A 21,515-nucleotide genomic window follows, 5' to 3' on the forward strand; every position below is an offset into this window, starting at 1 on the left:
GGTCTCCGGGTTCCCCAAGCGCAGGGACTCCGTGCCGATCCGGAAGTCCGCCGCGTAGGCCAGCTCCGCCCCACCGCCCAGCGCGAACCCCTCCAGCGCCGCGACCACCGGCATCGGCAGGCGCGCGATCCGGTCGAACACGCCCGAGTTGATCCCCGCGAGCGCATCGTCCCGGCGCCGGGCACGCAGCTGGGCGATGTCCGCCCCCGAGGCGAAGACCCCCTTCGCCCCCGGCGCCTCCCCGGCGGGGGTGCCCGAGAGGATCAGCACCTTCGGATACTGCTCGAGGTGCGCGCAGACCGCGTGCAGCTCGTCCACCATGGACTGGTCGATCGCGTTGCGCACCTCGGGCCGGTCCAGCCGCGCGTGCAGCCGATCCCCCCGCTCCTGGACCACCAACGTCCCGAAACCCGACGCGTCAAGGCGCGGCCCGCCGTCGTCCGTCTTAGCGGAGGGCGCGGACGACGCCGCGGCCTCTCCCGCCGCCGTGGCCTCCCCTGAGGCGGTACTCGTCTCCGTCATCAGACTCCCTCAATGAGGAGGGCGGTGCCCTGGCCGACGCCCACGCACATCGTGGCCAGTCCGAGCTTGCGGGCCGGCCCGGTCAGCTCGCGGTCCATGCGGCCCAGCAGGGTGACGACCAGGCGGGAGCCCGAGGAGCCGAGCGGGTGGCCGAGGGCAATAGCGCCGCCGTCGTTGTTGACGATGTCCGCCTCGAGCTTGAGCTCGCGCATCACCGCGAGGGACTGGGACGCGAACGCCTCGTTCAGCTCCACAGCGCCGAGGTCCGCCACGGACACGCCCTGCCGCTCGAGGACCTTGCGGGTCGCCGGGACCGGGCCCATGCCCATGATCTCGGGGGCGATACCGGCCGAGGCACCGTCGAGAATGCGGGCGCGAGGGGTGAGGCCGAAGCGCTCGATCGCGGCCTCGGAGGCCACGACGATCGCGGAGGCGCCGTCGTTGAGGGAGGAGGCGTTGCCCGCGGTGACCACGGAGCCGCCCTTGACCACCGGGCGCAGCTTCGCGAGCACGTCCATCGTGGTGCCCGCGCGCGGGCCCTCGTCCGTGTCGACGATCGTCTGGGCGCCTTTGCGGCCGGTGACGGTCACGGGGACAATCTCGTCCTTGAGCCGGCCGGCCTCGATCGCGGCGATGGCCTTCTCATGGGAGCGGACCGCGAAGGCGTCACAGTCCTCGCGCGAGGTGTCGAAGACGCGGGCGACTTCCTCGGCCGTCTCCGGCATGGAGTACGTGGCCTTGCCGTCGCGGGAGAGCTCGCCGGAGAGGAAGTTGGGGTTGGTGAAGCGCCAACCGATCGACGTGTCGAACACCGCTCCGGGCATGGCGAAGGCCTTGTCCGGCTTCTCCATGACCCAGGGGGCGCGGCTCATGGACTCGACGCCGCCGGCCACCACGAGGTCCGCAGCGCCGGCCTTGACCATGTGCGAGGCCATAATGATCGCCGAGAGGCCCGAGGCGCACAGCCGGTTCACGGTGATGCCCGGGACAGCATCCGGGTACCCGGCGAGCAGCCACGCCATGCGGGCCACGTTCCGGTTCTCCTCGCCCGCGCCGTTCGCGTTGCCCAGGATCACTTCCTCGACCGCGGCCGGGTCGATTCCGGCACGCTCCACGGCCGCACGGACCGTCAGCGCCGCGAGATCGTCCGGACGCACCGAGGACAGCGCCCCGCCGTACCGACCCACCGGGGTCCGGGCCCCGCCGACCAGAAACGCCTCAGCCATGTGCACTCCCTTATGCTCTGTTCCGCGCTGGATCCGGCCGGCAGAGGGCACAGAATCCCACAATAGTTACCGACCGTTCGTTCTATAAAGATTCTCACCCCGTCCCCGCGTGGTCAACCTTGTGTCGACGGGTGGGCCGGAACCTGCGGGGTACGGCGTTCGTTCACATCGGTGATGCTCCGATCATCCTCCTTCTCGCCTGCCCGGCCACGGCGCTTCGACCGCTACACGTCCGCGGACGCACTCGCCGTCGTGCTGTACCTCGGTCTGCCCTTGGCTCTGGTCTTCCTGCCAGTCGACCGGCTCGCGTGGCTCACGAGGGACCCGCTGCTGGGCTCGTACCTGCTGAATCTCGTGCTGTACGCTGCGGTGTTCGTCGCGGCAATCGTGGCCGCGCGGCGATACGTGGTCCGAGACGCGCGGATCCTCGCGACCCGGCCGTTGTTCACGCTAGGTATCCTGCCGCTCCTGCTCGTGGCCATGCTCATCGTCACGGCGATCGTGGTGGCCCTCTCCGGCGGAGTCCAGATCTCGGTGAACCAGTCCGGCCTGGAGGACATGACCGCGCACGTGCCGTGGTGGCTCACGGCCCCGCTCCTGGTGCTTGTGGGGCCGTTCGTCGAGGAGTACATCTTCCGGCACCTCATGATCGGCAAGCTCAGCCAGTACCTAAACCGGTGGGCGTGCTACGCGGCATCGGTGGTACTGTTCGCATCGCTGCACATCGCGGGCCGAGAGGCCATTACGGTCCAGGCACTCGCGCCCTATCTGGGGCTGGGCTTCGTGCTCGTGTTCGCGTATGCCTGGACGGCCAACAACCTGATGTTCAGCTACTCCCTGCACGCCCTAAAGAACCTGCTGTCCGTGGTGCTCATGTATACGGTGGACATCAGTTCGCTGACTTCCTAGGAATCCTTGAGCAAGCGCATCCTCCTCGTCCCGCTCGGCATTGTGGTGACGGTGATCCTTGCCGTCGTGATCGGTGGCCCGATCATCGCCTCCGCGATCCGGCCCCAGCAGGTGGACCCCTTCACCATCACCGGCGTCGCTTCCTCGGGAAGCACGACGCCGCGCCCCGCCGGCGCGGACAACGGCGTCTGGGCGGTGGGCAGCGGATCGCAGGCTGGATACCGGGTCAACGAGGTGCTCAACGGGGAAGCCCTGACCGTGGTGGGCCGTACCGAGCGGGTCGCCGGATCGGCCACCGTCGCGGACGGGAAGCTGACGGCCGCGAGCGTCGTGGTCGAGGCGGGGAGCATCGCCACGGACAATTCTGGCCGGGACAACTACTTCCGCTTCACCGTGATTTCCGCGGGCAAGTACCCGCAGGCCACCTTCATCCTCGACTCGCCTGTTGCCCTCCCCGAGATCGGCGGGGCGCCGGTGGCGGTGACGATGCCCGGCACTCTGGCCTTCGCCGGCGAGAAGAGGGTGGTCGCTGCAGAGATGAAGGTGGTGCGCGACGGCGATCGCATCGCTGCCGCCGGGTCAGTCCCCATCGCCGTCAAGGACTTCGGGATCGATCCGCCGAACCTCGGCTTCGTCAAGGTCGAGGACCACGCGACAGTCGAGTTCCGGGTCAATCTGGATCACAAGCCTTAGGCCCGGGCTGATGGCTTGAGGGGTCACTTCCGGGTTGAGGGGTCATATCCGTGACCACTCAGCACAGGGAAGTGACCCCTCATCCTTGGGAAGTGACCCCTCAACCGTCGGGGGGTCAGTGGTGGGCGTGGAGGTGTCCGCTGCCGGAGCCGACCGGCTCGAGCGCGAGCCGCCGCCCGCCGTCGAACGCGGCCGAGAACCACCGGGCCAGCGCCCGGTCGTGGCTCGCGACCACCAGCGTTCCCCGATAGCGCGTCAGCGCCTCCTCCAGCTCCCCCACGAGCAGCGGCGCGAGGTGGTTGGTCGGCTCGTCGAGCAGGAGCAGCTCGGGCCGGCCCGCGAGGATCCGTGCCAGCGCAAGGCGCCGGTACTGGCCCGCAGAGAGCGAGCCTACGGGCACGAAGAAGTCCTGCACCCGGAACAGTCCCGTGTGCATGAGCCGCTCGGCGTGGTCGTCAAGGTCGCCGGGCAGCCCGGCCGCGTACGCGGCGAGGAGGCGGACGTGCGGGTCAGCCGGCGCGGGGAGTTCTTGCGGGAGGAGTGCCGCCGCCGGTCCCGGCTCCATTGCGCTCCGGTGAGCCGCCACGCCCGCGATGAGCCCCAGGAGCGTGGTCTTCCCCGCACCGTTGGGACCCGTGACAAGCAGCCTCTCCCCAGGCACCAGCTCAAGCTCCAAGGGCCCGAGCCGGCCCGGCACTCCGGGGCAGGCCAATGCCACGCGCGCGCCCGACTCGACCTCGAACGCGGCCGCGAGGTGCAGAGGGCGCGGCGGGGGCAGCACAGGATCGGCCTCGAGGCGCCGAAGCCGCTCGCGCGCCGAACGAATCTGGCTCTCGACAGCCCCCGAGACCCGCTGGCCGAGGTAGTTGTACCCGGACTTGTCGCCGTCCGTCCTGCGCCCGTACGCCACGCGGTCTGTGACGTCGGCGGCCTTGCCGCGCTCGCGCTCCTTCGCCTCGACCCACGCGGCGTAACGGCGCGCCCAGTCCCGCCGCTCCCGCGCCTTCTCAGCGCGGTACCCCGCGTAGCCGGCGCCGTAGCGTCGCACGGAACGGGTGTCGCCGTCGACCTCGAGGATCACCCGGGCGAACCGGTCGAGGAAGTCACGGTCGTGGGAAACAGCCACGACGATCCCGGGCCGGGCGGCGACCTCCGCCTCGAGCCATGCGAGCGCAGCGGCATCGAGATGGTTGGTGGGCTCGTCGAGGAGCAGGATCGGCGCTGGATCCGCGAGCGCGAGGGCCAGCGCGACGCGCTCCGCCTCGCCGCCCGAGAGGCTGCCGAGCGTGCGGTCCTTGCCCTCCCGCGCCAGATGGCCCACGCCGAGCCGCTCAAGGGCGATCGCGGCGGCGACCTCCGCACGGACGACGGCGTTCCCCGCCTCTGAGGGGTCGGCCTCCTCGCCGCTGGGCTCGCCGCGGTCGGCGGCCTCCGCTTCCGCGGCCCGCTCAGCAGCCGTGGTGAGGAGCGCGCCCAGGGTGGCAGCGGCGTCGAGCGTCTGGGCTAGGCGCGACGTGCGGCCGTGGACGGCGACTGTCCCCGAGTCGGGGCGTTCATGGCCGGCGAGGAGCCGCAGGAGCGTGGACTTTCCGGCCCCGTTTTCGCCCACCACCGCAATCCGCTCGCCGTGGGCGATCGCCAGATTCACACGATCCAGGAGGAGTCGGTCGCCGTATCCATGGCTCACCTCCGTGACGGAGATGTGGACGGACCGGCGGCGCGTGGCGCGGCCGGGCTCGCCCAGCTCGGGGCGGCTGCGCTGGAATCGGTTCAGGGGTGCATGCATGGCTGGACTCGCTTGGGCGGCGGGCAGGGTGCGCCCGGGCGGACGGGGATCGGGGAAGCGGTCAGCGGAGCATGCCTTCAAGGGTGGCGGCGGCCATACCCGGTGTCAAGGCCAGCCGGACACTGCGGACACTTGCTGTCCGCTTCCGCCTTCCGCCCGCGGCGCGGCGACCCTAGCGTGGTGCCATGGCATACAGATTCCAGGTCGTCATCGACAGCCGCGACCCGCACGCTCAGGCCGACTGGTGGGCGGAGACCCTCGGCTGGACGGTGGAGCCGAGCGACGAGGACTTCATCCGCCGCATGGTCACCGACGGCTACGCGACCGAGGACGAGACCATCACGCACAACGGGGTGCTCGTCTGGGCAAGCGCGCAGGCCATCTGCCCGCCCGACGAGGTGGGCCGGAAGGACCGCCAGCGCTTCCTCTTCCAGACCGTGCCCGAGGGCAAGACCGTCAAGAACCGCGTGCACTGGGACGTCCGGCTCGACGGCGACGACAAAGACAAGGTCCGCTCCGCGCTCGAGGCCCGCGGCGCGGCATTCCTGTGGGAGGCCAGCGAGGGGCCGCACAGCTGGTACACGATGGCGGACCCTGAGGGCAACGAGTTCTGCATCTCGTGACCGGCTAGGCTCCCCTTGTGCGCACTCTGGGGACCTCACCGTGACGCCGCTCGTCGGGGCGCTCGCCACACTCGCGGCCCTCGCCGCGCTGATCGACTGGCGGGCGACGGCGCGTGGTGCCGACCGTGTCCAGCACCGCACCAAGCCTGCCCCGATGGTCCTGCTGATCGCCGCCGCGGCAGCGGTGCAGCCGTGGCACGGGTGGACTCAGGTGCTGCTGCTCGCTGCCTTCGCGGCGTCCCTCGCCGGTGACGTCCTGCTACTGCCGGGCCGCCCGCTCGCGCCGGGCCTCGCGGCGTTCCTGGTCGCGCATGTGTTCTTCGTCGCCGCCTTCGTCACCGGCGCCTCGTCCGTGGCCGGAACGCTGTTCGCCGCCGCGCTGCTCGCCGTCGTGCTGCCGCTCGCCGCACCGCCGCTGCTGCGGGCGGTCCATGACACGGACCCGCGGCTGTCCGTGCCGGTGGCGATCTACGTCGCGGCACTCGCGGCCCTCGTGCTCGCCGCCGGGACGACCGGCTCGCTGTGGGCGCTCGTCGGGGCGGCACTGTTCCTCGCCTCGGACCTGCTGCTCGGCTGGCGCGCGTTCGTGCGCCCCGTCCTCAAGGACTGGCACGTCATGGCGGCGTACCACGGCGCGCAATTCGCGATCCTCGGGTGGGCCGCCGCGATTCAGTAGCCCAATGACTGCGCGGCAGCCCGCAGCGCGTCGGCCGAGCGCACGAGCCGCGCCCGCTCGCCGTCGTCCATGGGCACCTCGAGGACGCGCCGCACGCCCCCGGCGCCCACCACGGAGGGCAGGCTCAGCGCGACGCCGTCAATCCCGCACTGACCGGTGAGTACGGTCGAGACGGGCAGCACCGTATCCTCGCGGCCCAGCACCGCCTCGACGATGCGCGCGGCGGAGAGCCCAATCGCATAGTTGGTGGCACCCTTGCCCGCGATCACCTTGTACGCCGCGGTCCGGACCTCGTGCGCGAGTTCCTCGAGCGAATCCGGTGTGAAGGCCGGCACGCCGTCGTCGTCGGTCCAGTCGCGCAGCGGGACGCCGCCAATCGTCGCGCACGCCCACAGCGGGAACTCGGTGTCCCCATGCTCGCCCACAATGTAGGCGTGCACCGACCCGCGGGACACGCCGGCACGCTCGCCCAGGAGCCAGCGCAGCCGCGATGTGTCCAAGACGGTCCCGGACGCGAAGACCCGCCCGGCCGGCAGGCCCGAGACCTGCTGGGCCGCCACCGTGAGGACGTCGCACGGATTGGTCACGAGGACATACACGGCGTCGGGGGCGTGGGTGAGGAGCGTGGGGAGGAGGTCCTCGAGGATGCGCGCGTTCGTGCCGGCGAGCTCGAGGCGCGTCTGTCCGGGCTTCTGCTTCGCGCCGGCGGTGACCACGACGACGTCGGCGCCCACCGCGAGCGCGGGATCGGCGCCGCCGCTGATGCTCGACGCCCCGGTGAACTGCGTGCCGTGGGCCAGGTCGAGGATTTCCGCCTCGACCTTGGGCGCGTCAATGTCGTAGAGCACCACCTCCCGGGCCGATCCGCGGATGAGCGCCGCGTACGCCGTCGAGCTCCCCACCGCCCCGGCCCCGACCACCACGAGCCTTCCTGCGTGCGCCGCCATGGGCCCAGACTAGACTCTTTCCAGTGACCACCACTGCGTCGGGTGAACAGCCCCTCCTGCCCGAGAAAGTCTCCGACACCTTCGACCCGAGCCGCTGGCGTGCCGTCGAGGGGTTCGACTTCGAGGACCTGACCTACCACCGGCAGGTCGAGCGTGAGGCGAGCGGCGCCGTCATGCGCGACCTGGCCACGGTGCGCATCGCCTTCAACCGGCCCGAGGTGCGCAACGCGTTCCGCCCCGGCACCGTGGACGAGCTCTACCGCGCGCTGGACCACGCGCGCATGACGCCGGACGTCGCGACCGTGCTCCTGACCGGCAACGGGCCCTCGCCCAAGGACGGCGGCTACGCCTTCTGCTCCGGCGGCGACCAGCGCATCCGCGGCCGCGAGGGCTACAAGTACGCCTCGGGAGATACTGCCGAGACGATCGATCCCGCCCGGGCCGGCCGCCTGCACATCCTCGAGGTCCAGCGGCTGATGCGCACCATGCCGAAGGTGGTCATCGCGGTGGTGAACGGGTGGGCCGCGGGCGGCGGGCATTCGCTGCACGTGGTCTCCGATCTCACGATCGCCTCCCGCCAGCACGGGAAGTTCAAGCAGACCGATGCGACGGTCGGCTCGTTCGACGCTGGCTACGGCTCGGCCCTGCTGGCCCGCCAGATCGGGCAGAAGAACGCGCGCGCCATCTTCTTCCTGGCCCGCGAGTACTCCGCCGAGGACATGGTCGCTATGGGCGCTGTCAACGAGGCCGTCGACCATGCCAGGCTCGAGGAGGTGGCGCTTGAGTACGCCGCGGACATCGCCCGGCAGTCCCCCCAGGCGATCCGCATGCTCAAATTCGCGTTCAACCTCGCCGATGACGGGCTCGCAGGCCAGCAGGTCTTCGCCGGGGAGGCCACGCGGCTCGCGTACATGACCGACGAGGCCGTGGAGGGGCGGGACGCGTTCCTGCAAAAGCGCGATCCGGACTGGAGCCCGTTCCCGTACTACTTCTGACCCTTGGCGGCCGGGATGTGACCCCTCAACGCAGGGATATGACCCCTCAACGCAGGGATGTGACCCCGCAACGGCACGCCAGAGACCCCGCAACGAGAGGTGCCCCGTGAACTTGGACCCAGTGCTCTCCGCGCTCGCCGCCGCATTGGCCGGCGAGGGCCCGGCCGTCGAGTTCGGGCCCGCCGGGGGCGGCGAGACGGGGCGCACCCGCGAGCCCTCCCTCGCCGCGCGCGCCCGGGCGCACGACGCCGCGTGGCGGCTCTGGCAGCCATCGGCCAGCGCGGAGGCCCTGCCCGCGGGGACGGCCGTGGTGGTGCGCACATCCGGCTCCACGGGTGTGCCCAAGGCGGCGGCACTGACGATCGACGCACTCGCGGCCTCCTCGATGGCCACAGCCATCGCGCTCAAGGGCGAGGGCCAGTGGCTCCTGGCACTGCCGCTCGAGTATGTGGCGGGCGTGCAGGTGCTGGTCCGCTCGCTGTACGCAGGCACCCGGCCCTCCGTGATGGACCTGTCCGGCGGCTTCACTCCCGAGGCCTTCGCCGACGCAGCCGAGGCGCTCACCGATCCAGTCCGGTTCACGTCGCTGGTGCCGACCCAACTGCGGAGGCTCCTCGATGACGGCTCGCCTCGGGTCCTCCTGGCGCTCGCACGCTTCAAGGCCATCCTCCTCGGCGGCGCCCCGATCCCGCCCGGCCTGCTCGAGCGGGCGCAGGGGTTCGGGATCCGGGTCGTGACCACGTACGGCTCGGCGGAGACGTGCGGCGGATGCGTGTACAACGGCGAGCCGCTCCAGGGCGTCGAGGTCGAACTCGTCGACGGCCGGGTGTGGCTCGGCGGAGACGTGGTCGCGGCCGGATACGTGGGCGACCCGGAGCGCACCGCAGAGCACTTCCGCACCGACGAGCACGGGCAGCGCTGGTACGTGAGCTCGGACGTGGGGGAATTCGGGCCGGACGGCCGACTGCGCGTCCTGGGGCGCGCTGACGACGTGGTGATCACCGGCGGCGTCAAGGCCTCGGCCGCGCGTGTTGCCGCGGAGCTCGACTCGCTTCCGGGGGTGCGCGAGGCCTTCGTGGCCGGCATCGACGACGCCGAGTGGGGCCAGGCGCTCGCCGCCGCGCTGGTGCTCGTCCCGGCGGAGGGCCCGCAGGAGGCAAGGCTCGACGCGGTGCGCGAGGCCGCCGTCGTTCGGCTGGGACGCCTCGCTCCGAAGACTTGGCTCGTGCTGGACGCGCTCCCCCACCTGCCCAACGGCAAGCCGGACCGGCTCGCGCTCACCGAGCTGCTGCGGGAGCGGCACGGCCTCACCTGAGCACCCCCGCTGGCTTCAACCCTACGAGCACCCCGAAGGAACAAACCCGTGGCAACCCTCGCCCAATGGATCTCCGGCTCACGCCCGCGCACCCTGCCGATGGCGGCCGCCCCCGTGGTGATCGGCAGTGCGGCCGCGTTCGGGCTCGACGCGTTCAAGCCGGCGAACGCGGTGCTCGCGGCCCTCGTGGCCGTCCTCCTGCAGGTGGGCGTGAACTACGCGAACGACTACTCCGACGGCATCCGCGGCACGGACGACAACCGGGTCGGACCCTTTCGGCTCACGGGATCCAAGGCGGCTGAGCCGGCCGAGGTGAAGCGCGCTGCCTTCCTCGCGTTCGGGGCCGCGATGGTGTTCGGCCTGTTCCTCGTGGTGCTGTCCCAGACCTGGTGGCTGCTCCTGGTCGGAGCAGGCTGCGTCGCGGCCGCGTGGGGCTACACCGGCGGGAAGAACCCGTACGGGTATCTGGGGCTGGGCGACGTGTTCGTGTTCGTGTTCTTCGGCCTCGTGGCCACCCTCGGCACCACCTACACGCAGGCTGGCACGCTCAGCGCGGCGTCGTGGGTCGGCGCGATCGGGACCGGACTCATCGCTGACGCCCTGCTCATGGCCAACAACGTGCGCGACATCCCCACGGACCGTGTCTCCGGCAAGCGCACGCTGGCGGTACGGCTTGGGGACTCGCGCGCCCGCAGGGCGTATGTGCTCATGCTCGGCGTCGCCGTCCTAGGCTCCCTCGTGCTCGTCCCGTGGAACCCGTGGATGCTCGTCGTGCTGCTCCTCGTGCCGGCATGTCTCACGCCGACGTGGCTCATGCTCGGCGGCAAGAGCGGCCCGCGGCTCATCCCGGTCCTGGCCCAGACGGGCTTCATCAACCTCGGCTACGCGGGACTGTTCTCGCTCGCGATCGTGCTCGGAGTGCTCCTCTAGGCGCGCGCTGGCCCGTCGCCCTGCTCGAACCGGCCCTGGTAGCCGTCGTCGTCCGCGCGCTGGGCCTCGTCGATCGCATCCTCGGCCTCAGAGTCGGCGACCTCCTTCTTGGACCGAGTCTGCTTGCGCCCGCTGAACACGTCACGGACCTCGCCGGCCGCAGCCTCTCGCTGGCGGCTCAGGAACAGGAAATTGACCGCGAACGCGATGAGGACCGCGAAGACAGCTGAAAGGATGACCCCGATCTCCAGCACCATGAACAGTGCGAACGGCACGACGAACAGGACTGCGCGGATCAGGAGGTACTTGAGGGATGCCACTGGACGAGTCTACTAAAATAGCCCTATGATCCGCGTTCTGCCCTGGCTCATCGTCCTCGTCGCCTGGCTGTACGGCATGGTCGACTGCGTCATGAGCGATCGTCAGGCTGTGCGCGGCGGCATCTCCAAGACAGCGTGGTTCCTCATCTCCGTGCTGCCCGCCGTGGGCACGGCATTGTGGTTCATCTTCGGACGCCCGCGGGGCACCACGCCGCCGCGCACGGGCCGCAACCAGAGCCGCCATCCGGTAGCCCCGGACGACGACCCTGACTTCCTCCGCGGGCTCTGAGGCCGGATCAGCCGCTCACGCCGCCGTAGGAGTGCAGGCCCGAGAAGTAGATGTTGACCACGGTGAAGTTGAAGAGCACGCACAGGTAGCCGACGATCGAGAGCCACGCGGCGCGGGCTCCGGTCCAGCCGCGGGTGGCGCGGGCATGCAGGTAGGCCGCGTAGACCACCCAGATCACGAAGCTCCAGACTTCCTTCGTGTCCCAGCCCCAGAACCGCCCCCAGGCCTTCTCGGCCCAAATCGCGCCGAACATGACGGTGAGGGTCCACCCGACGAACGCGATGGTGTTGATCCGGTAGGAGAGGGCCTCGAGCGTCATGGATCCCGGAACGAGGCGCATGAAGCCGCCCGTGTCGAGCCCGCCGGCGGCGATCTTTGCCTCACGCCGGCTCTGGATCAGCTGGAGGACGGCCATCGAGAACGTCAACGTGAACAGGGCCGAAGACATGACGGCGATGGACACGTGGATAATGAGCCAGTAGCTCTGCAGCGCCGGCACGAGATGCCCCACGGGGATCCAGAACGCGACGGCAGCGGCCACCATCATGACCACCGCGAGTCCCAGCACGAACGTGCCGAGGAACCGCAGGTCGCGCTTGATGAGCACCACGAGGAAGACGGCGACCACGAGGAACGCGCCCGTGGTGCAGAACTCGTACATGTTGCCCCACGGCACGCGGCCCGCTGCGATGCCCCGCGTGAGCACACCGGCAGCGTGGACCAGGAGGCCCAGGATGCTCAGGTTCACGCCCACGCGGGCAGCCACCCGGCGCGAGCGGTACTTCAGGTCCGCGTCCGCCACGACAGCGCCCGAGCCGGCACCGGAGGACTTCGGCGAGGACGACGGCGTGCGGCCCCCTCCGGCGTCGGAGGAGCCCTGCCGCCCGCCCGCGGTCCCGGCGAGGGCCGGTTCCTTCACCGCCGCACCGGCTTTCGCCTTCTCCCCCGCGATCAGGGCGGCATCGCGCTGGGCGACCTTGCCGCTCGTGGCCATGTCCCACGCGAAGGCGAGGAATGCCACGACGTAGGTTCCGGCGGCAAGCAGCATGAACAGCTCGCTGTAGGAACCGAGGGTGAAATTGATGGTCGGCATCAGGCGTCCTTCTGATTGCTGTCCGATGTGGTCTTCGGGTTCTTAGTCTGCTCGTCCTGCTCGGCCTCGGGAACTCCCCACGCCTCGGCGAGCACGGCCCATATGGCACGGGCCTCGGCCGCGAGGCCCCCGTGGTCCTCGCCGCGGGTCAGCAGTCCGTACTCGACCATCGTGCGGCCGTCCTCGTGCTGGCCCACGCGGACCCAGAGTCGGCGCCTCGTGAGGAAGAGGGAGGCGATCAGGCCGGCGAGGGAGAACAGGGCGAAGCCGAGGGCCCACTCCTGTCCGGGGTTGTGGTGGATGTCGAGGGCCACGTACCGCTTGAGCCCGTCGAAGCTGATGGAGCCCTGGCCGTCGGGCATCGTGTAGGACTGGCCAGCGCCGAGGACGATGCCCCCTGCGGGCTTGTCCCTGCCGTTCACCTGGGTGAGCTTGGCGACGTCGAGCGCGTAGACGTTCTGCGGGGTGCCCTTGTTCAGCCCTAGGTCGCCCACATAGGAGTTGAGGTTGAGCTGGACGTTGAGCGGGTCCGGGTCGGCGCTGAAGGCGACGTTGTTGGCCCCCTTGTCCGCTGTGGGAAGGAAGAAGCCAACGAACCCGAGCTGGGCGGGAGCGGCGTCCGGCGCCTTGATTACGATCGTCGAGGTGTACACGCGGTCCGTCGGGATGGCCGGAACTGGCCCTTGGAAGGCAATCTTCCCGTCGCCGCCGCGGACTGTGATGACGGGCGCGTACCCATTGCCCACGAGGTAGACGTTCGTGCCGCCGATTGTCACCGGGTCGTTGACCTTGAGGTCGCGCTCCTGCTCGGGCGCGTCCGGGGAGTCCTTGGTGGTCACGCGGGCGTTGAAGTCGAGCGGCTGACCGAACTGCTTGTCCGACTCGCGGTCGTAGCGGACGTCGAACTTGTCCAGACGGAAGGAGTACGGCGCGAGCCAACCCGACTGGAAGTTCGAGCCAGGGTTGAACGTGTCGTAGCCCACGAGGGTGTTGACGAAGGTCTCGCCCTCCACGAGGGTGCGCTGGCCGCTGTACCCGAACAGCCCGCCGACCGCGACGGAGACGAGCACACCCACGAGGCCCGAGTGGAAGCAGAGGTTGCCCAGCTCCTTGAGGTACCCCTTTTCGGCCCCGACGGAGGGAAGGTCCCCCGCGGACCGCAGGTCCACCCGGTAGCCACGCTTCTTCAGCAGCCCGGCGGCCTGCTCAGCAGCTTCGGCGGCGGCGAGGCGCTGCTCTGCCGGGACCACAAGGGTGCCGTACACGGGCAGGCGGCTCAGCCGGGCTGGGGTGCGCGGGGGCTTCGAACGCCACGACTTCCAGTGTGCGATGGCACGCGGAACCACGCAGCCGATGAGCGAGATGAAGAGCAGCAGGTAGACGGCGGAGAACCAGACTGACGAATAGACGTCGAACATCTGGAGCTTGTCCAGGATCGGGCCGTAGTCGGCGTGGTCCTTGAGATACTGCGTCACGATCGCGGGGTTCGCGGGCCGCTGTGGGAACAGGGAGCCCGGGACGGCTGCGACGGCGAGCAGGAGGAGCAGGAAGAGCGCGGTCTTCATGCTGGTCAGCTGGGTCCAGGCCCAGCGCAGCATGCCGAGGACGCCGAGCGAGGGAAGGGCGACGTCGGTGCGCTTGGCCTGCTTGCCCCGCACCTTGGTGGCGCCGTTGCCCGGGGGGCGGTCCTCGGCGGCGGCATGGGCCTTGACCTGCGCCTTGGGCTTCGTCTCACTCATCAGACAGGCATCTCCACGGTTCCGATCCAAATCTGCACCTGGCTGATCCAGTAGGTCCAGACCCCCGAGACCATCAGGACGCCGACCAGGATCAGCAGTCCACCGCCCGCGGCCTGGAGCGCGCGGCGATGCTTCTTGAAGAACGCCATGGCTCCCAGTCCGCGGCGCATGCCGAGGGCAATGAGCAGGAACGGCACCCCAAGGCCGAGGCAGTACACGAATGTCAGCAGGGCGCCCTTGTACGCGCTCGAGCCCTCGGAGAAGGCGAGGACCTGGACGGAGGCGAGCGTCGGGCCGATGCAGGGGACCCAGCCGAGGCCGAATGTGACCCCGAGCAGCGGCGCCCCCCACAGGCCCGCGGGCGGGCGTGCGTGGACGCGGGCCTCGCGCTGGAAGATGCCGAGCCCGCCCATGAACACGATCCCCATGAGCACGACGACGATTCCCAGCACGCGCGTCAGCCATCCCGAGGAGATGGCCAGAACGCGGCCGATCTCGCCGAAGAGGGCGCCGGTCGCGACGAACACGGCCGTGAAGCCGAGGACGAACAGGCCTATTCCCGCGACCATGCGCCCGCGCCTCTGCTTCGCGAGGTCCACGCCCGTCAGCCCGGTGACGTAGCCGAGGTATCCGGGCACGAGCGGGAGCACGCACGGGGAGAGGAACGAGACGAGGCCTGCGAGCAGGGCCACGGGGAGTGCGAGCAGGAGGGACCCGTTGAGGATGATGTCGCTGAAGACCTGGCCCACGCTACTCGGCCGCCGCGGATGTGATGAGGGCCCTGAGCGTCCCGCGCTCGAGCTGGCCGAGCACTCGCGACGCGACCCTTCCCTGCTTGTCGAGCACGAGCGTGGTGGGCACTGCGCCCGGGGGCACCATGCCGGACATGGCCAACAGCACTTGGCCGTCCTTGTCGTTGAAGCTCGGATAGGTCAGGTTGAAGCTCTGCTCGAAGGCTTCCGCTGTGCCCTTCTCGTCGCGGAGATTCACGCCGTAGAACGCCACGCCCTGCGGCTTGAACTCGCTGTGCAGCGACTCGAGCTCGGGCGCCTCCACGCGGCACGGAGCGCACGCCGCGAACCAGAAGTTGAGCACCGTGACGTGACCGGCGAAGTCCTTCGAGCTCACGGCAGTGCCGTCGTACAGCGTCCCGCTGAACTGGACGGGCGGCTTGCGGGTGTCCTTCGCGTACTCGGTGACCGAGCCGTCGCCGGCCACGTAGTTCTTGTTGTCGCCTGCGCGAGCCTGCTTCGCGAGCGGATCGTCGGCAGCACACCCTGCCAGGGCTGCGGCGAGTCCGACTGCGCCCAGCGCGCCGACCGCGCCCAGCAGGCGACGGCGGGAGAACGTACCGGCCGCGGGACTCGCGGCGCGGACTGGCTCGGGGTGGTTCATGCGTTGCTCCTGGGCCATTCAGGCCCCCGGTGTCGCGGCGGCGCCTGGCAGGAGGCGGGCGGCGGGCTCGGTGTAACGGACGTCCATGACGGCACCCGTCGCGGTGTCGACCGTGAGCGAGGTCAGGGACGTGAGGGTGCACTCGCGGCGGCGCGGGTCGTGGGCGAGGCTACGGCCCTCGGCCTTGAGCCGGGCGGCCCAGATGGGGAGCTGGTGCGCCACGAGTATGGCTTCGGCGCCCTCTCCCCCACGGCCGATGGCGGTGCGGGCCGCGTCGCCCACTGCGTCAAGGACACGCTCCGCCTGAGCCTCGTAGGCCTCCCCCCACGAGGGGCGCAGCGGATTGAGGAGGTAGCGCCAGTGCCTGGGCCGGAGAAGCTCACGCGGGGTCACTTTGAGGCCCTCGAAGTGGTTCTCCGCTTCGATGATGCGCGGTTCCGTCTCGATCTCCAGGCCGAGGGCCCGCGCGGTAGGCGCGGCCGTCTCCTGGGCCCGCGTCAGAGGTGAGGCCGCGAGCAGGACGAACCGCGCGCCGTCGTGCGCCCGCTGGGCGAAGTGATCGGCGAGGCATTCCGCCATCTGACGGCCCAGTTCGGAGAGATGGAAGTCCGGCAGCCGGCCGTAGAGCACGCCGGCCGGGTTGTGCACCTCGCCGTGGCGCAGCAGATGGACGGTAGAGGAGGGCATGTCATCCAGTTTCTCAAAGGTTGCGGGCGGCGGCGAAATCGCCGGGACGGCGCGGCCAGACAACCACCCCGAAGATTCTACAGGTAGTAGAACTACCACGGGCACCCTAGAGTTCCCTGTGTAACCTCGAACACACGCTCTTGCGGTCCATGCACCTGCATGTTTTCATGGATACACGCAGTTGCTTGACGCTTCAATCAAATTCTAGACAGGAGAAATCCCGTGACCCTCCCCCATGGCCTCACCACCGGCACTTGGACCCTCGACGGCTCCCACAGCGAGATCGGCTTCACCGTCCGCCATGCGGGCATCAGCAAGGTCCGTGGCCGCTTCCAGGAGGCGTCCGCCACCGTCCAGGTCGGCTCGACCGCCGCCGAGACGAAGGCGACTGCCGCCATCAAGACCGCCTCCTTCGACTCCGGTGACGCCAATCGCGACGGCCACGTCAAGGGCGCCGACTTCTTCGACGTGGAGCAGTTCCCGGAGATCACCTTCGAATCGACCTCGATCGTGGCCAAGGGTGACGACTACGACGTCACCGGCAACCTGACGATCAAGGGCGTCACCAAGGAGGTCACCATCGAGACCGAGTTCACCGGCATCGCGGTCGACCCGTTCGGCGCCACCCGCGCCGGCGTCTCCGGCGAGACGACCATCTCGCGCAAGGAGTTCGGCCTCACCTGGAACGCTGTCCTCGAGACCGGCGGCGTGCTCGTTTCCGACAAGGTCGTCATCTCCCTCGACCTCGCGTTCGTCGCCCCGCAGGCCTGAGCCCTGCCGCGCCAGCAGGCGCGGCGCCCGCGGACCGTGTGAACGGCCGGGCCCATTGCGGCCCCGCCGCCAGTGAACATCTGGCGGCGGGGCCGTTTACGTCGGCTGGTTTCCCGCGCCGCCCTCGTGACGATGCCTCTGCGCGGATACAGTGGGCCGCATGAGCGAACCCATCCCTCCTGCACCCCAGGACCCGCACGCGCAGAACCCCTACGGCCAGGAGCCGTACGGCCAGAACCCGTCCGGCCAGAGCCCCTATGGCCAGAACCCCTCCGGCCCGCCCCAGGCCCCCCAGTACCAGCAACCGCAGTACCCGCAGCAGCCCCCCTTCCCACCGTACGGTGCGGCGCAAGGGCCTGCCGGGCTCGGCTACCCGGCCCCGCCCGTGAACACGTTCGGCCTCGACAGGCGCGTCTTCGGCATTCGCCTCACCAACACTGATGGGGTGCAGCAGGAAGTCAAGATCTCCTACTACCTGTGGCTCGCCGCCTCCGCCCTCAACGTCCTCGCCGGGCTCATCAACCTGTTCGTGCTCCCGGGCCGGTACGGCGCGTTCGTCTTCGTGGCGGCCCTGATCGGCCTCGCATTCGGCGTAGTCTTCTCGGCCCTCTGGCTCTTCTGCGCCATCCGCGCCAAGGAGGGTGCCAAGTGGGGCCGGATCGTCCTGACCGTGCTCGGAGTCCTCTCCGTCTTCAGCTTCCTCGGCCAGCTCGGTGGCCCGAGCCTGAGCATGATCCCGTCCCTGCTCGCCGTGGTCGGCACCGTATTCCTGTGGCTGCCCAAATCACGGACATGGTTCAGGCAGATGTCCGGTCGCGGCTGAAGCCCGCACGGCCGAACCCGGTAGGGCGGCTGCACCGGCATCCTTCCACAGTCCAGGGGTGCTTCCAGCCTCAGGGCAGGGGTGCCGGCGCGGCGGCCTCGGGCGATACAGTGAGGGCAACGCGTCGGGGGCGCGCCAGATGCTCCCGCCGGGCCACCTTCAACGATTGGACCCCCATGAGCACGCCTGACGTCCCTCCGAACGGCTCGCAGCAGCCCGGGCCCGAGGAACCTCCGCAGCGGGAGCCCGGCGCGCAGGGCTCGCAGGCCCGAGGCCAGCAGCAGGACCCTGAGGGACGGACGGGGCGTCCCGCACCCCGTTACGGCCAGTACGCCCCGGGGTACGACGGCAGCGGGCAGCAGCCCCCGGCCCATGGGCAGCCCGGCGCGGGCTACGGCCAGCAGGGCCAGGGCTACGGCCAGCAGCCTTGGCAGCAGCCCTCGTACGGCCAGTCGCAGTGGCAGCAACCGGGGATGTACGGCTCGGCGCCGGGCTACGGTGTACCCGGTCCGCAGGAGCAGCGCTCGGCGGTGCGGAAGGCATCGATCCTGCTCTTCGCCACCGCTGCCGCGGAGGTAGTGATCGGCTTCTTCGCCACGATGGTCACCCTCAACACTCCGACGGGCGCCCTCAGGGACCTCTTCAACCAGGCCGGAGGCGCCTCGTCCGGCATTTCCTTTGAGCAGTTCCGTCAGATCCTCGGCACGCTCGTGTGGTTCGCTGTGGCGGGTGCGGTGGTCAACGCGATCGTCCTCGTCCTGTGCGGCGTCTTCCTCTCAAGAGGCCGCCGCTGGGCACGTGCGCTGGGAACGGTGTTCCTGTGCCTCACCCTCGGCGCCTTCTTCTCAGGGGGCCTGTTCTCGCTCATCACGATCGGGTTGGCCGTCGCCGGAGTCGTGACGATGTTCCGGCCCGGAGTCACCGCGTTCCTGAACGCCAAGAACTCGTTCGCCAACCCGTACAACACCCCGAAGGGACCCACCTTCGGCAACCCCTACGGACAGTGACATGAGCCCTGAGCCGACGCCGCCCCCGTATCAGGAACAGCCGTACCAGCCCAACCAGCCGGACCGGCCGGCCTACGCCCCCCTCCCTCCCCAGGGCGCATACCAAGGCCCATGGCCCAGCCAGATGCCGAGCGGTACGTTCCCCGGAATGTCACCGGTAGGCGGCATTCCCCGGCCCACGACCATTACGCTCGCGTTCTGGATGCTCATCGCAGCTGCTGTCCTGCCGCTCGCGACCATTCCTGCGGTCCTCGACTGGATGCGCCTCTACATCCAGGAGGCAGCAAGAGAAGCCATCACGGCTTCCGGCCGGCGCACTGCGGGGGCGTTCGCCGAGCAGTTCGTCACGGTCTCGGCACCGATCGTGTGGATCTCGTCGATCGCAACCGTCGCAATCGCCGTGCTCCTCGCCTTGGGCATCCGCGCGGGCATGGGCTGGGTCCGGATCCTGCTGACGGTGATGACTGGCCTCTCGCTCGTGGGCTACCTCATGAACGCGGTCATCCTCACGGCCATCTCTGTACCCACTGCGGTCCTGTTCCCGTTCCCCGTGTTCGTCTACGTGACGTCAGCCGCCGCCGCTCTCCTGTATCTGGCGGCCGCCGTGCTCATGTGGCTGCGCCCCTCAAGCCGGTACTTCGCCGCTCGGCGCGCCGCGAAGCTCGGCGGTGGATACCTCCGCTGACCTTCCCCGCCACCCGGGCTGTCCCTCCCGACCATCAGCACACCGCGGCGCACGACGGCGGTAGGCGCCTCAGGCGGGACGCCCCCGGTGGGGGGTGGCGGCGTCGTGCCCGACAGGCGAGGATTCCTGCGCGCCCGCCGCGGGCTCTCCCGTCTCACCGCCCGATTCGCCGCGCTGGGCATGGTAGGCGAGGATCTGGAGCTCGGTGGCCATGTCCACCTTGCGCAGGGTGACGCCGGGCGGGACCTGGAGGATCGTGGGGGCGAAGCTGAGGATGCTGCGGACCCCTGCGGCGACGACCTGGTTGCAGACCCCCTGCGCCGCGGACGCCGGGAGTGCGAGCACGGCCATGTTGGTTCGGGTGCGCGCAAAGACGGCCTCGAGCTTCGCCGCGTCAGAAACGCGCAGCCAGCCGATCTCGTTTCCGATGATCTGGGGGTCCCTGTCCAGGAGGGCCACGACATCGAACCCGCGGGTACCGAAGCCGCCGTAGCGGGCCAAGGCCCGCCCCAGGTTCCCGGCGCCAACAATCGCCACACGCCAGTCTCGCGTGAGGCCCAGCGCCGCGGAGAGGTGCTGCAGGAGGTTCTCGACCTCATAGCCCACGCCCCGGGTGCCGTACGAGCCCAGCTGCGAAAGGTCCTTGCGGAGCGTCGCGGAGCTCACCCCGGATGCCTCCGCGAGGGCATCAGAGGAGACCCTGTCCACGCCGTCGGCCAGGTAGGAGTTAAGTGCGCGCAGGTAGACGGTGAGGCGCGCGACGACGGCGGGCGGAAGTCCCTTCTCGTCGGGCGCCGAGCCCGGGGTGTCCCCTCCGTTCCTCGCCCGTCGTACCACTGCCACTCCAATCCCGGCGCCGTGTCGGCGGACCGCACTCACTCTAAGTTCCGGGCGCGGCACGGGCCAAATGTCGTTCAGCCGCGCCGCGCCGCCTCCACGGTGCGGCGGAGCCTGGCCTCGTCGATCTTCCAGAAGTCGCGTTGGATCCCGTCCACGAGCACCACCGGGACCTCTTCCGCGAAGCGGTCCCGGAGGGCGGCGTCGTCGTCAATGCGCCGCTCCGCCCAGCCGAGGCCGGCCTCCGAGGCCACCTTTGCGACCGTTTCCCGCGCCGCCTCGCACAAGTGGCACTGGTTCTTGGTCACCAGGACGATCTCGGGTTCACGCATGGGTCAACGGTAGCGCGCGTCTGTGGGCCAGCTGTGAATCGCTAGACTCTGACCCATGCCCGGAGAGAAGAAGGCGCAGGCCCCGGCCCGCCCTGCACCGCTTGAACGCGCCGGCGAGGCAGCCTTCTTCGACGTGGACAACACCCTCATGAAGGGCGCGAGCCTGTTTCATGTAGCTCGCAAGATGTACGAGCGCAAGGCGTTCACTCTCCGGGACGCCGTCGGGTACGCGTGGAAGCATGCCGCGTTCCTCTTCCGTGGCGAGAGCCTCGAGGACGTCCGCTCGATCCAGTCCTCAGCGCTCGCGCTGGCCGCGGGCATTCGGACAGCGGACGTGGCGACAATCGGGCACGAGGTGTACGACGAGTTCATCGAGTCTCGGATCTGGCCCGGCACCAAGGCCCTCGCCGAACAGCACCTCCGTGTGGGTCGCCGGGTATGGCTCGTGACCGCGACGCCGATCGAGGTTGCGTCGGTGATCTCCGAGCGCCTCGGGCTCACGGGCGCCCTGGGGACTGTCGGCGAGATCGAGGACGGCGCCTACACGGGACGCCTCGTCGGGCAGATCCTGCACGGAGCGGCCAAAGCCTCGGCCGTGTCCGGGCTCGCCGAGCGCGAGGGGCTCGATCTGCGGCGGTGCTGGGCGTACTCCGACTCGCGCAACGACATCCCGCTGCTGACCCTCGTGGGACACCCCGTGGCGATCAACCCGGACATCCGGTTGCGCGCGCATGCGAACGCGCACAACTGGCCGATCTACGACTTCCGGGCCGGCCGCCGTGCCGCGACGCTCGGGCTCAAGGCGGCGACCGTGGGCGGAGCGCTGTACGGACTGTGGCGCGGATACGCACGGATCCGCCGCTAGCACTCCTGCCCCTGGCCTCGGCCCTCAAAGGGTCAAGTGGCCTCGACGGG

Annotated in this window: 25 protein-coding genes; 13 read left to right on the forward strand and 12 right to left on the reverse strand. The window is 69.9% G+C overall.

What is annotated here, in order from left to right:
• Nucleotides 1-522 (reverse strand): enoyl-CoA hydratase/isomerase family protein (locus tag LF262_RS12845; RefSeq protein ID WP_235780800.1); only part of this gene is annotated, 522 nt, incomplete at its 3' end.
• Nucleotides 522-1,748, reverse strand: a complete 1,227-nt coding sequence (locus LF262_RS12850; protein WP_235780801.1) for an acetyl-CoA C-acyltransferase — start codon at nt 1,746-1,748, stop codon at nt 522-524. The genes LF262_RS12850 and LF262_RS12845, both read right to left, overlap by 1 nt.
• Before the next feature lie 174 nt (nt 1,749-1,922).
• On the opposite strand from LF262_RS12850, the gene LF262_RS12855 reads away from it, so the two are divergent.
• Nucleotides 1,923-2,657 (forward strand): CPBP family intramembrane glutamic endopeptidase, encoded by a 735-nt coding sequence (locus LF262_RS12855; protein WP_235780802.1) that lies wholly within the window; start codon nt 1,923-1,925, stop codon nt 2,655-2,657.
• A gap of 6 nt (nt 2,658-2,663) precedes the next feature.
• Nucleotides 2,664-3,350 (forward strand): YceI family protein, encoded by a 687-nt coding sequence (locus LF262_RS12860; RefSeq protein ID WP_235780803.1) that lies wholly within the window; start codon nt 2,664-2,666, stop codon nt 3,348-3,350.
• Nucleotides 3,351-3,465: 115 nt separating this feature from the next.
• On the opposite strand, the gene LF262_RS12865 is transcribed toward LF262_RS12860, so the two are convergent.
• Nucleotides 3,466-5,136: an ATP-binding cassette domain-containing protein gene (locus LF262_RS12865; RefSeq protein WP_235780804.1), complete on the reverse strand. Its 1,671-nt coding sequence runs from the start codon at nt 5,134-5,136 to the stop codon at nt 3,466-3,468.
• 185 nt (nt 5,137-5,321) lie between these two features.
• Between LF262_RS12865 and LF262_RS12870 the strand changes: the two genes are divergently transcribed.
• Complete coding sequence (locus tag LF262_RS12870) at nt 5,322-5,759, forward strand: VOC family protein (RefSeq protein WP_235780805.1); 438 nt, start codon at nt 5,322-5,324, stop codon at nt 5,757-5,759.
• Between the two features lie 40 nt (nt 5,760-5,799).
• Nucleotides 5,800-6,435, forward strand: coding sequence for a lysoplasmalogenase (locus tag LF262_RS12875; RefSeq protein WP_235780806.1), 636 nt, complete (start codon nt 5,800-5,802; stop codon nt 6,433-6,435).
• Here LF262_RS12875 and LF262_RS12880 read toward each other — a convergent pair.
• The gene (locus LF262_RS12880; RefSeq protein WP_235780807.1) at nt 6,429-7,382 is read right to left on the reverse strand and encodes an L-lactate dehydrogenase; all 954 of its coding nucleotides are present in this window, start codon (nt 7,380-7,382) and stop codon (nt 6,429-6,431) included. The genes LF262_RS12875 and LF262_RS12880 overlap by 7 nt on opposite strands.
• A gap of 23 nt (nt 7,383-7,405) precedes the next feature.
• On the opposite strand from LF262_RS12880, the gene LF262_RS12885 reads away from it, so the two are divergent.
• The 3 genes from LF262_RS12885 (at nt 7,406) to LF262_RS12895 (ending at nt 10,622) form a co-directional block, all read left to right on the forward strand.
• Nucleotides 7,406-8,377 (forward strand): 1,4-dihydroxy-2-naphthoyl-CoA synthase, encoded by a 972-nt coding sequence (locus tag LF262_RS12885; protein ID WP_235780808.1) that lies wholly within the window; start codon nt 7,406-7,408, stop codon nt 8,375-8,377.
• Between the two features lie 106 nt (nt 8,378-8,483).
• Nucleotides 8,484-9,692 carry an AMP-binding protein gene (locus tag LF262_RS12890; protein ID WP_235780809.1) on the forward strand — a complete coding sequence of 403 codons (1,209 nt, stop codon included), beginning with the start codon at nt 8,484-8,486 and terminating at the stop codon, nt 9,690-9,692.
• Nucleotides 9,693-9,740: 48 nt separating this feature from the next.
• Entirely contained in the window at nt 9,741-10,622 is an 882-nt protein-coding gene (locus LF262_RS12895) for a 1,4-dihydroxy-2-naphthoate polyprenyltransferase (RefSeq protein ID WP_235780810.1), read from the forward strand.
• Here LF262_RS12895 and LF262_RS12900 read toward each other — a convergent pair.
• Nucleotides 10,619-10,942, reverse strand: coding sequence for a DUF4229 domain-containing protein (locus LF262_RS12900; RefSeq protein ID WP_235780811.1), 324 nt, complete (start codon nt 10,940-10,942; stop codon nt 10,619-10,621). The genes LF262_RS12895 and LF262_RS12900 overlap by 4 nt on opposite strands.
• Before the next feature lie 25 nt (nt 10,943-10,967).
• On the opposite strand from LF262_RS12900, the gene LF262_RS12905 reads away from it, so the two are divergent.
• On the forward strand, nt 10,968-11,231 hold the full coding sequence (locus tag LF262_RS12905; RefSeq protein ID WP_235780812.1) for a PLD nuclease N-terminal domain-containing protein: 264 nt from the start codon (nt 10,968-10,970) through the stop codon (nt 11,229-11,231).
• A 7-nt stretch (nt 11,232-11,238) separates the two neighbouring features.
• On the opposite strand, the gene ccsB is transcribed toward LF262_RS12905, so the two are convergent.
• From ccsB to LF262_RS12930, 5 genes are read right to left on the reverse strand one after another with little or no spacing between them, the layout of a single operon-like run.
• Entirely contained in the window at nt 11,239-12,324 is a 1,086-nt protein-coding gene (gene ccsB, locus LF262_RS12910; RefSeq protein ID WP_235780813.1) for a c-type cytochrome biogenesis protein CcsB, read from the reverse strand.
• Nucleotides 12,324-14,063: a cytochrome c biogenesis protein ResB gene (resB, locus tag LF262_RS12915; RefSeq protein ID WP_372462777.1), complete on the reverse strand. Its 1,740-nt coding sequence runs from the start codon at nt 14,061-14,063 to the stop codon at nt 12,324-12,326. The genes ccsB and resB overlap by 1 nt, the downstream gene beginning before the upstream one ends.
• Complete coding sequence (locus LF262_RS12920) at nt 14,063-14,812, reverse strand: cytochrome c biogenesis CcdA family protein (protein ID WP_235780814.1); 750 nt, start codon at nt 14,810-14,812, stop codon at nt 14,063-14,065. The genes resB and LF262_RS12920 overlap by 1 nt, the downstream gene beginning before the upstream one ends.
• Before the next feature lies 1 nt (nt 14,813).
• Nucleotides 14,814-15,458 carry a TlpA family protein disulfide reductase gene (locus LF262_RS12925; protein WP_235780815.1) on the reverse strand — a complete coding sequence of 215 codons (645 nt, stop codon included), beginning with the start codon at nt 15,456-15,458 and terminating at the stop codon, nt 14,814-14,816.
• An 18-nt stretch (nt 15,459-15,476) separates the two neighbouring features.
• Nucleotides 15,477-16,145 carry a histidine phosphatase family protein gene (locus tag LF262_RS12930; protein ID WP_235780816.1) on the reverse strand — a complete coding sequence of 223 codons (669 nt, stop codon included), beginning with the start codon at nt 16,143-16,145 and terminating at the stop codon, nt 15,477-15,479.
• Between the two features lie 222 nt (nt 16,146-16,367).
• Between LF262_RS12930 and LF262_RS12935 the strand changes: the two genes are divergently transcribed.
• From LF262_RS12935 to LF262_RS12950, 4 genes are all read left to right on the forward strand, one after another.
• Nucleotides 16,368-16,916, forward strand: a complete 549-nt coding sequence (locus LF262_RS12935) for a YceI family protein (RefSeq protein ID WP_235780817.1) — start codon at nt 16,368-16,370, stop codon at nt 16,914-16,916.
• A gap of 160 nt (nt 16,917-17,076) precedes the next feature.
• Nucleotides 17,077-17,739 carry a secretory carrier-associated membrane protein gene (locus LF262_RS12940; RefSeq protein ID WP_235780818.1) on the forward strand — a complete coding sequence of 221 codons (663 nt, stop codon included), beginning with the start codon at nt 17,077-17,079 and terminating at the stop codon, nt 17,737-17,739.
• 176 nt (nt 17,740-17,915) lie between these two features.
• The gene (locus LF262_RS12945) at nt 17,916-18,746 is read left to right on the forward strand and encodes a hypothetical protein (RefSeq protein WP_235780819.1); all 831 of its coding nucleotides are present in this window, start codon (nt 17,916-17,918) and stop codon (nt 18,744-18,746) included.
• A 1-nt stretch (nt 18,747) separates the two neighbouring features.
• Nucleotides 18,748-19,431 carry a hypothetical protein gene (locus tag LF262_RS12950; protein ID WP_235780820.1) on the forward strand — a complete coding sequence of 228 codons (684 nt, stop codon included), beginning with the start codon at nt 18,748-18,750 and terminating at the stop codon, nt 19,429-19,431.
• A 69-nt stretch (nt 19,432-19,500) separates the two neighbouring features.
• Here the strand turns inward: LF262_RS12950 and LF262_RS12955 are convergent, their stop codons facing one another.
• Together LF262_RS12955 and LF262_RS12960 are read right to left on the reverse strand one after the other, a co-directional pair.
• Nucleotides 19,501-20,268 (reverse strand): redox-sensing transcriptional repressor Rex, encoded by a 768-nt coding sequence (locus tag LF262_RS12955; protein ID WP_235780909.1) that lies wholly within the window; start codon nt 20,266-20,268, stop codon nt 19,501-19,503.
• Nucleotides 20,269-20,345: 77 nt separating this feature from the next.
• Nucleotides 20,346-20,600 carry a glutaredoxin family protein gene (locus LF262_RS12960; RefSeq protein ID WP_235780821.1) on the reverse strand — a complete coding sequence of 85 codons (255 nt, stop codon included), beginning with the start codon at nt 20,598-20,600 and terminating at the stop codon, nt 20,346-20,348.
• A gap of 55 nt (nt 20,601-20,655) precedes the next feature.
• On the opposite strand from LF262_RS12960, the gene LF262_RS12965 reads away from it, so the two are divergent.
• On the forward strand, nt 20,656-21,465 hold the full coding sequence (locus tag LF262_RS12965; RefSeq protein WP_235780822.1) for an HAD family hydrolase: 810 nt from the start codon (nt 20,656-20,658) through the stop codon (nt 21,463-21,465).
• The last annotated feature ends 50 nt before the right edge of the window (nt 21,466-21,515 follow it).

Source organism: Sinomonas notoginsengisoli (assembly GCF_021554725.1).
Classification (GTDB): Bacteria; Actinomycetota; Actinomycetes; order Actinomycetales; family Micrococcaceae; genus Sinomonas; species Sinomonas notoginsengisoli.

Coding starts and splice junctions, on each gene's coding strand:
- LF262_RS12925 (WP_235780815.1), bottom strand. CDS start 15,458: ATGAACCACCCCGAGCCAGTCCGCGCCGCGAGTCCCGCGGCCGGTACG.
- LF262_RS12855 (WP_235780802.1), top strand. CDS start 1,923: ATGCTCCGATCATCCTCCTTCTCGCCTGCCCGGCCACGGCGCTTCGAC.
- LF262_RS12870 (WP_235780805.1), top strand. CDS start 5,322: ATGGCATACAGATTCCAGGTCGTCATCGACAGCCGCGACCCGCACGCT.
- LF262_RS12950 (WP_235780820.1), top strand. CDS start 18,748: ATGAGCCCTGAGCCGACGCCGCCCCCGTATCAGGAACAGCCGTACCAG.
- LF262_RS12945 (WP_235780819.1), top strand. CDS start 17,916: ATGAGCACGCCTGACGTCCCTCCGAACGGCTCGCAGCAGCCCGGGCCC.
- LF262_RS12930 (WP_235780816.1), bottom strand. CDS start 16,145: ATGCCCTCCTCTACCGTCCATCTGCTGCGCCACGGCGAGGTGCACAAC.
- LF262_RS12865 (WP_235780804.1), bottom strand. CDS start 5,136: ATGCATGCACCCCTGAACCGATTCCAGCGCAGCCGCCCCGAGCTGGGC.
- LF262_RS12905 (WP_235780812.1), top strand. CDS start 10,968: ATGATCCGCGTTCTGCCCTGGCTCATCGTCCTCGTCGCCTGGCTGTAC.
- LF262_RS12880 (WP_235780807.1), bottom strand. CDS start 7,382: ATGGCGGCGCACGCAGGAAGGCTCGTGGTGGTCGGGGCCGGGGCGGTG.
- LF262_RS12965 (WP_235780822.1), top strand. CDS start 20,656: ATGCCCGGAGAGAAGAAGGCGCAGGCCCCGGCCCGCCCTGCACCGCTT.
- LF262_RS12960 (WP_235780821.1), bottom strand. CDS start 20,600: ATGCGTGAACCCGAGATCGTCCTGGTGACCAAGAACCAGTGCCACTTG.
- LF262_RS12850 (WP_235780801.1), bottom strand. CDS start 1,748: ATGGCTGAGGCGTTTCTGGTCGGCGGGGCCCGGACCCCGGTGGGTCGG.
- ccsB (WP_235780813.1), bottom strand. CDS start 12,324: ATGCCGACCATCAATTTCACCCTCGGTTCCTACAGCGAGCTGTTCATG.
- LF262_RS12940 (WP_235780818.1), top strand. CDS start 17,077: ATGAGCGAACCCATCCCTCCTGCACCCCAGGACCCGCACGCGCAGAAC.
- resB (WP_372462777.1), bottom strand. CDS start 14,063: ATGAGTGAGACGAAGCCCAAGGCGCAGGTCAAGGCCCATGCCGCCGCC.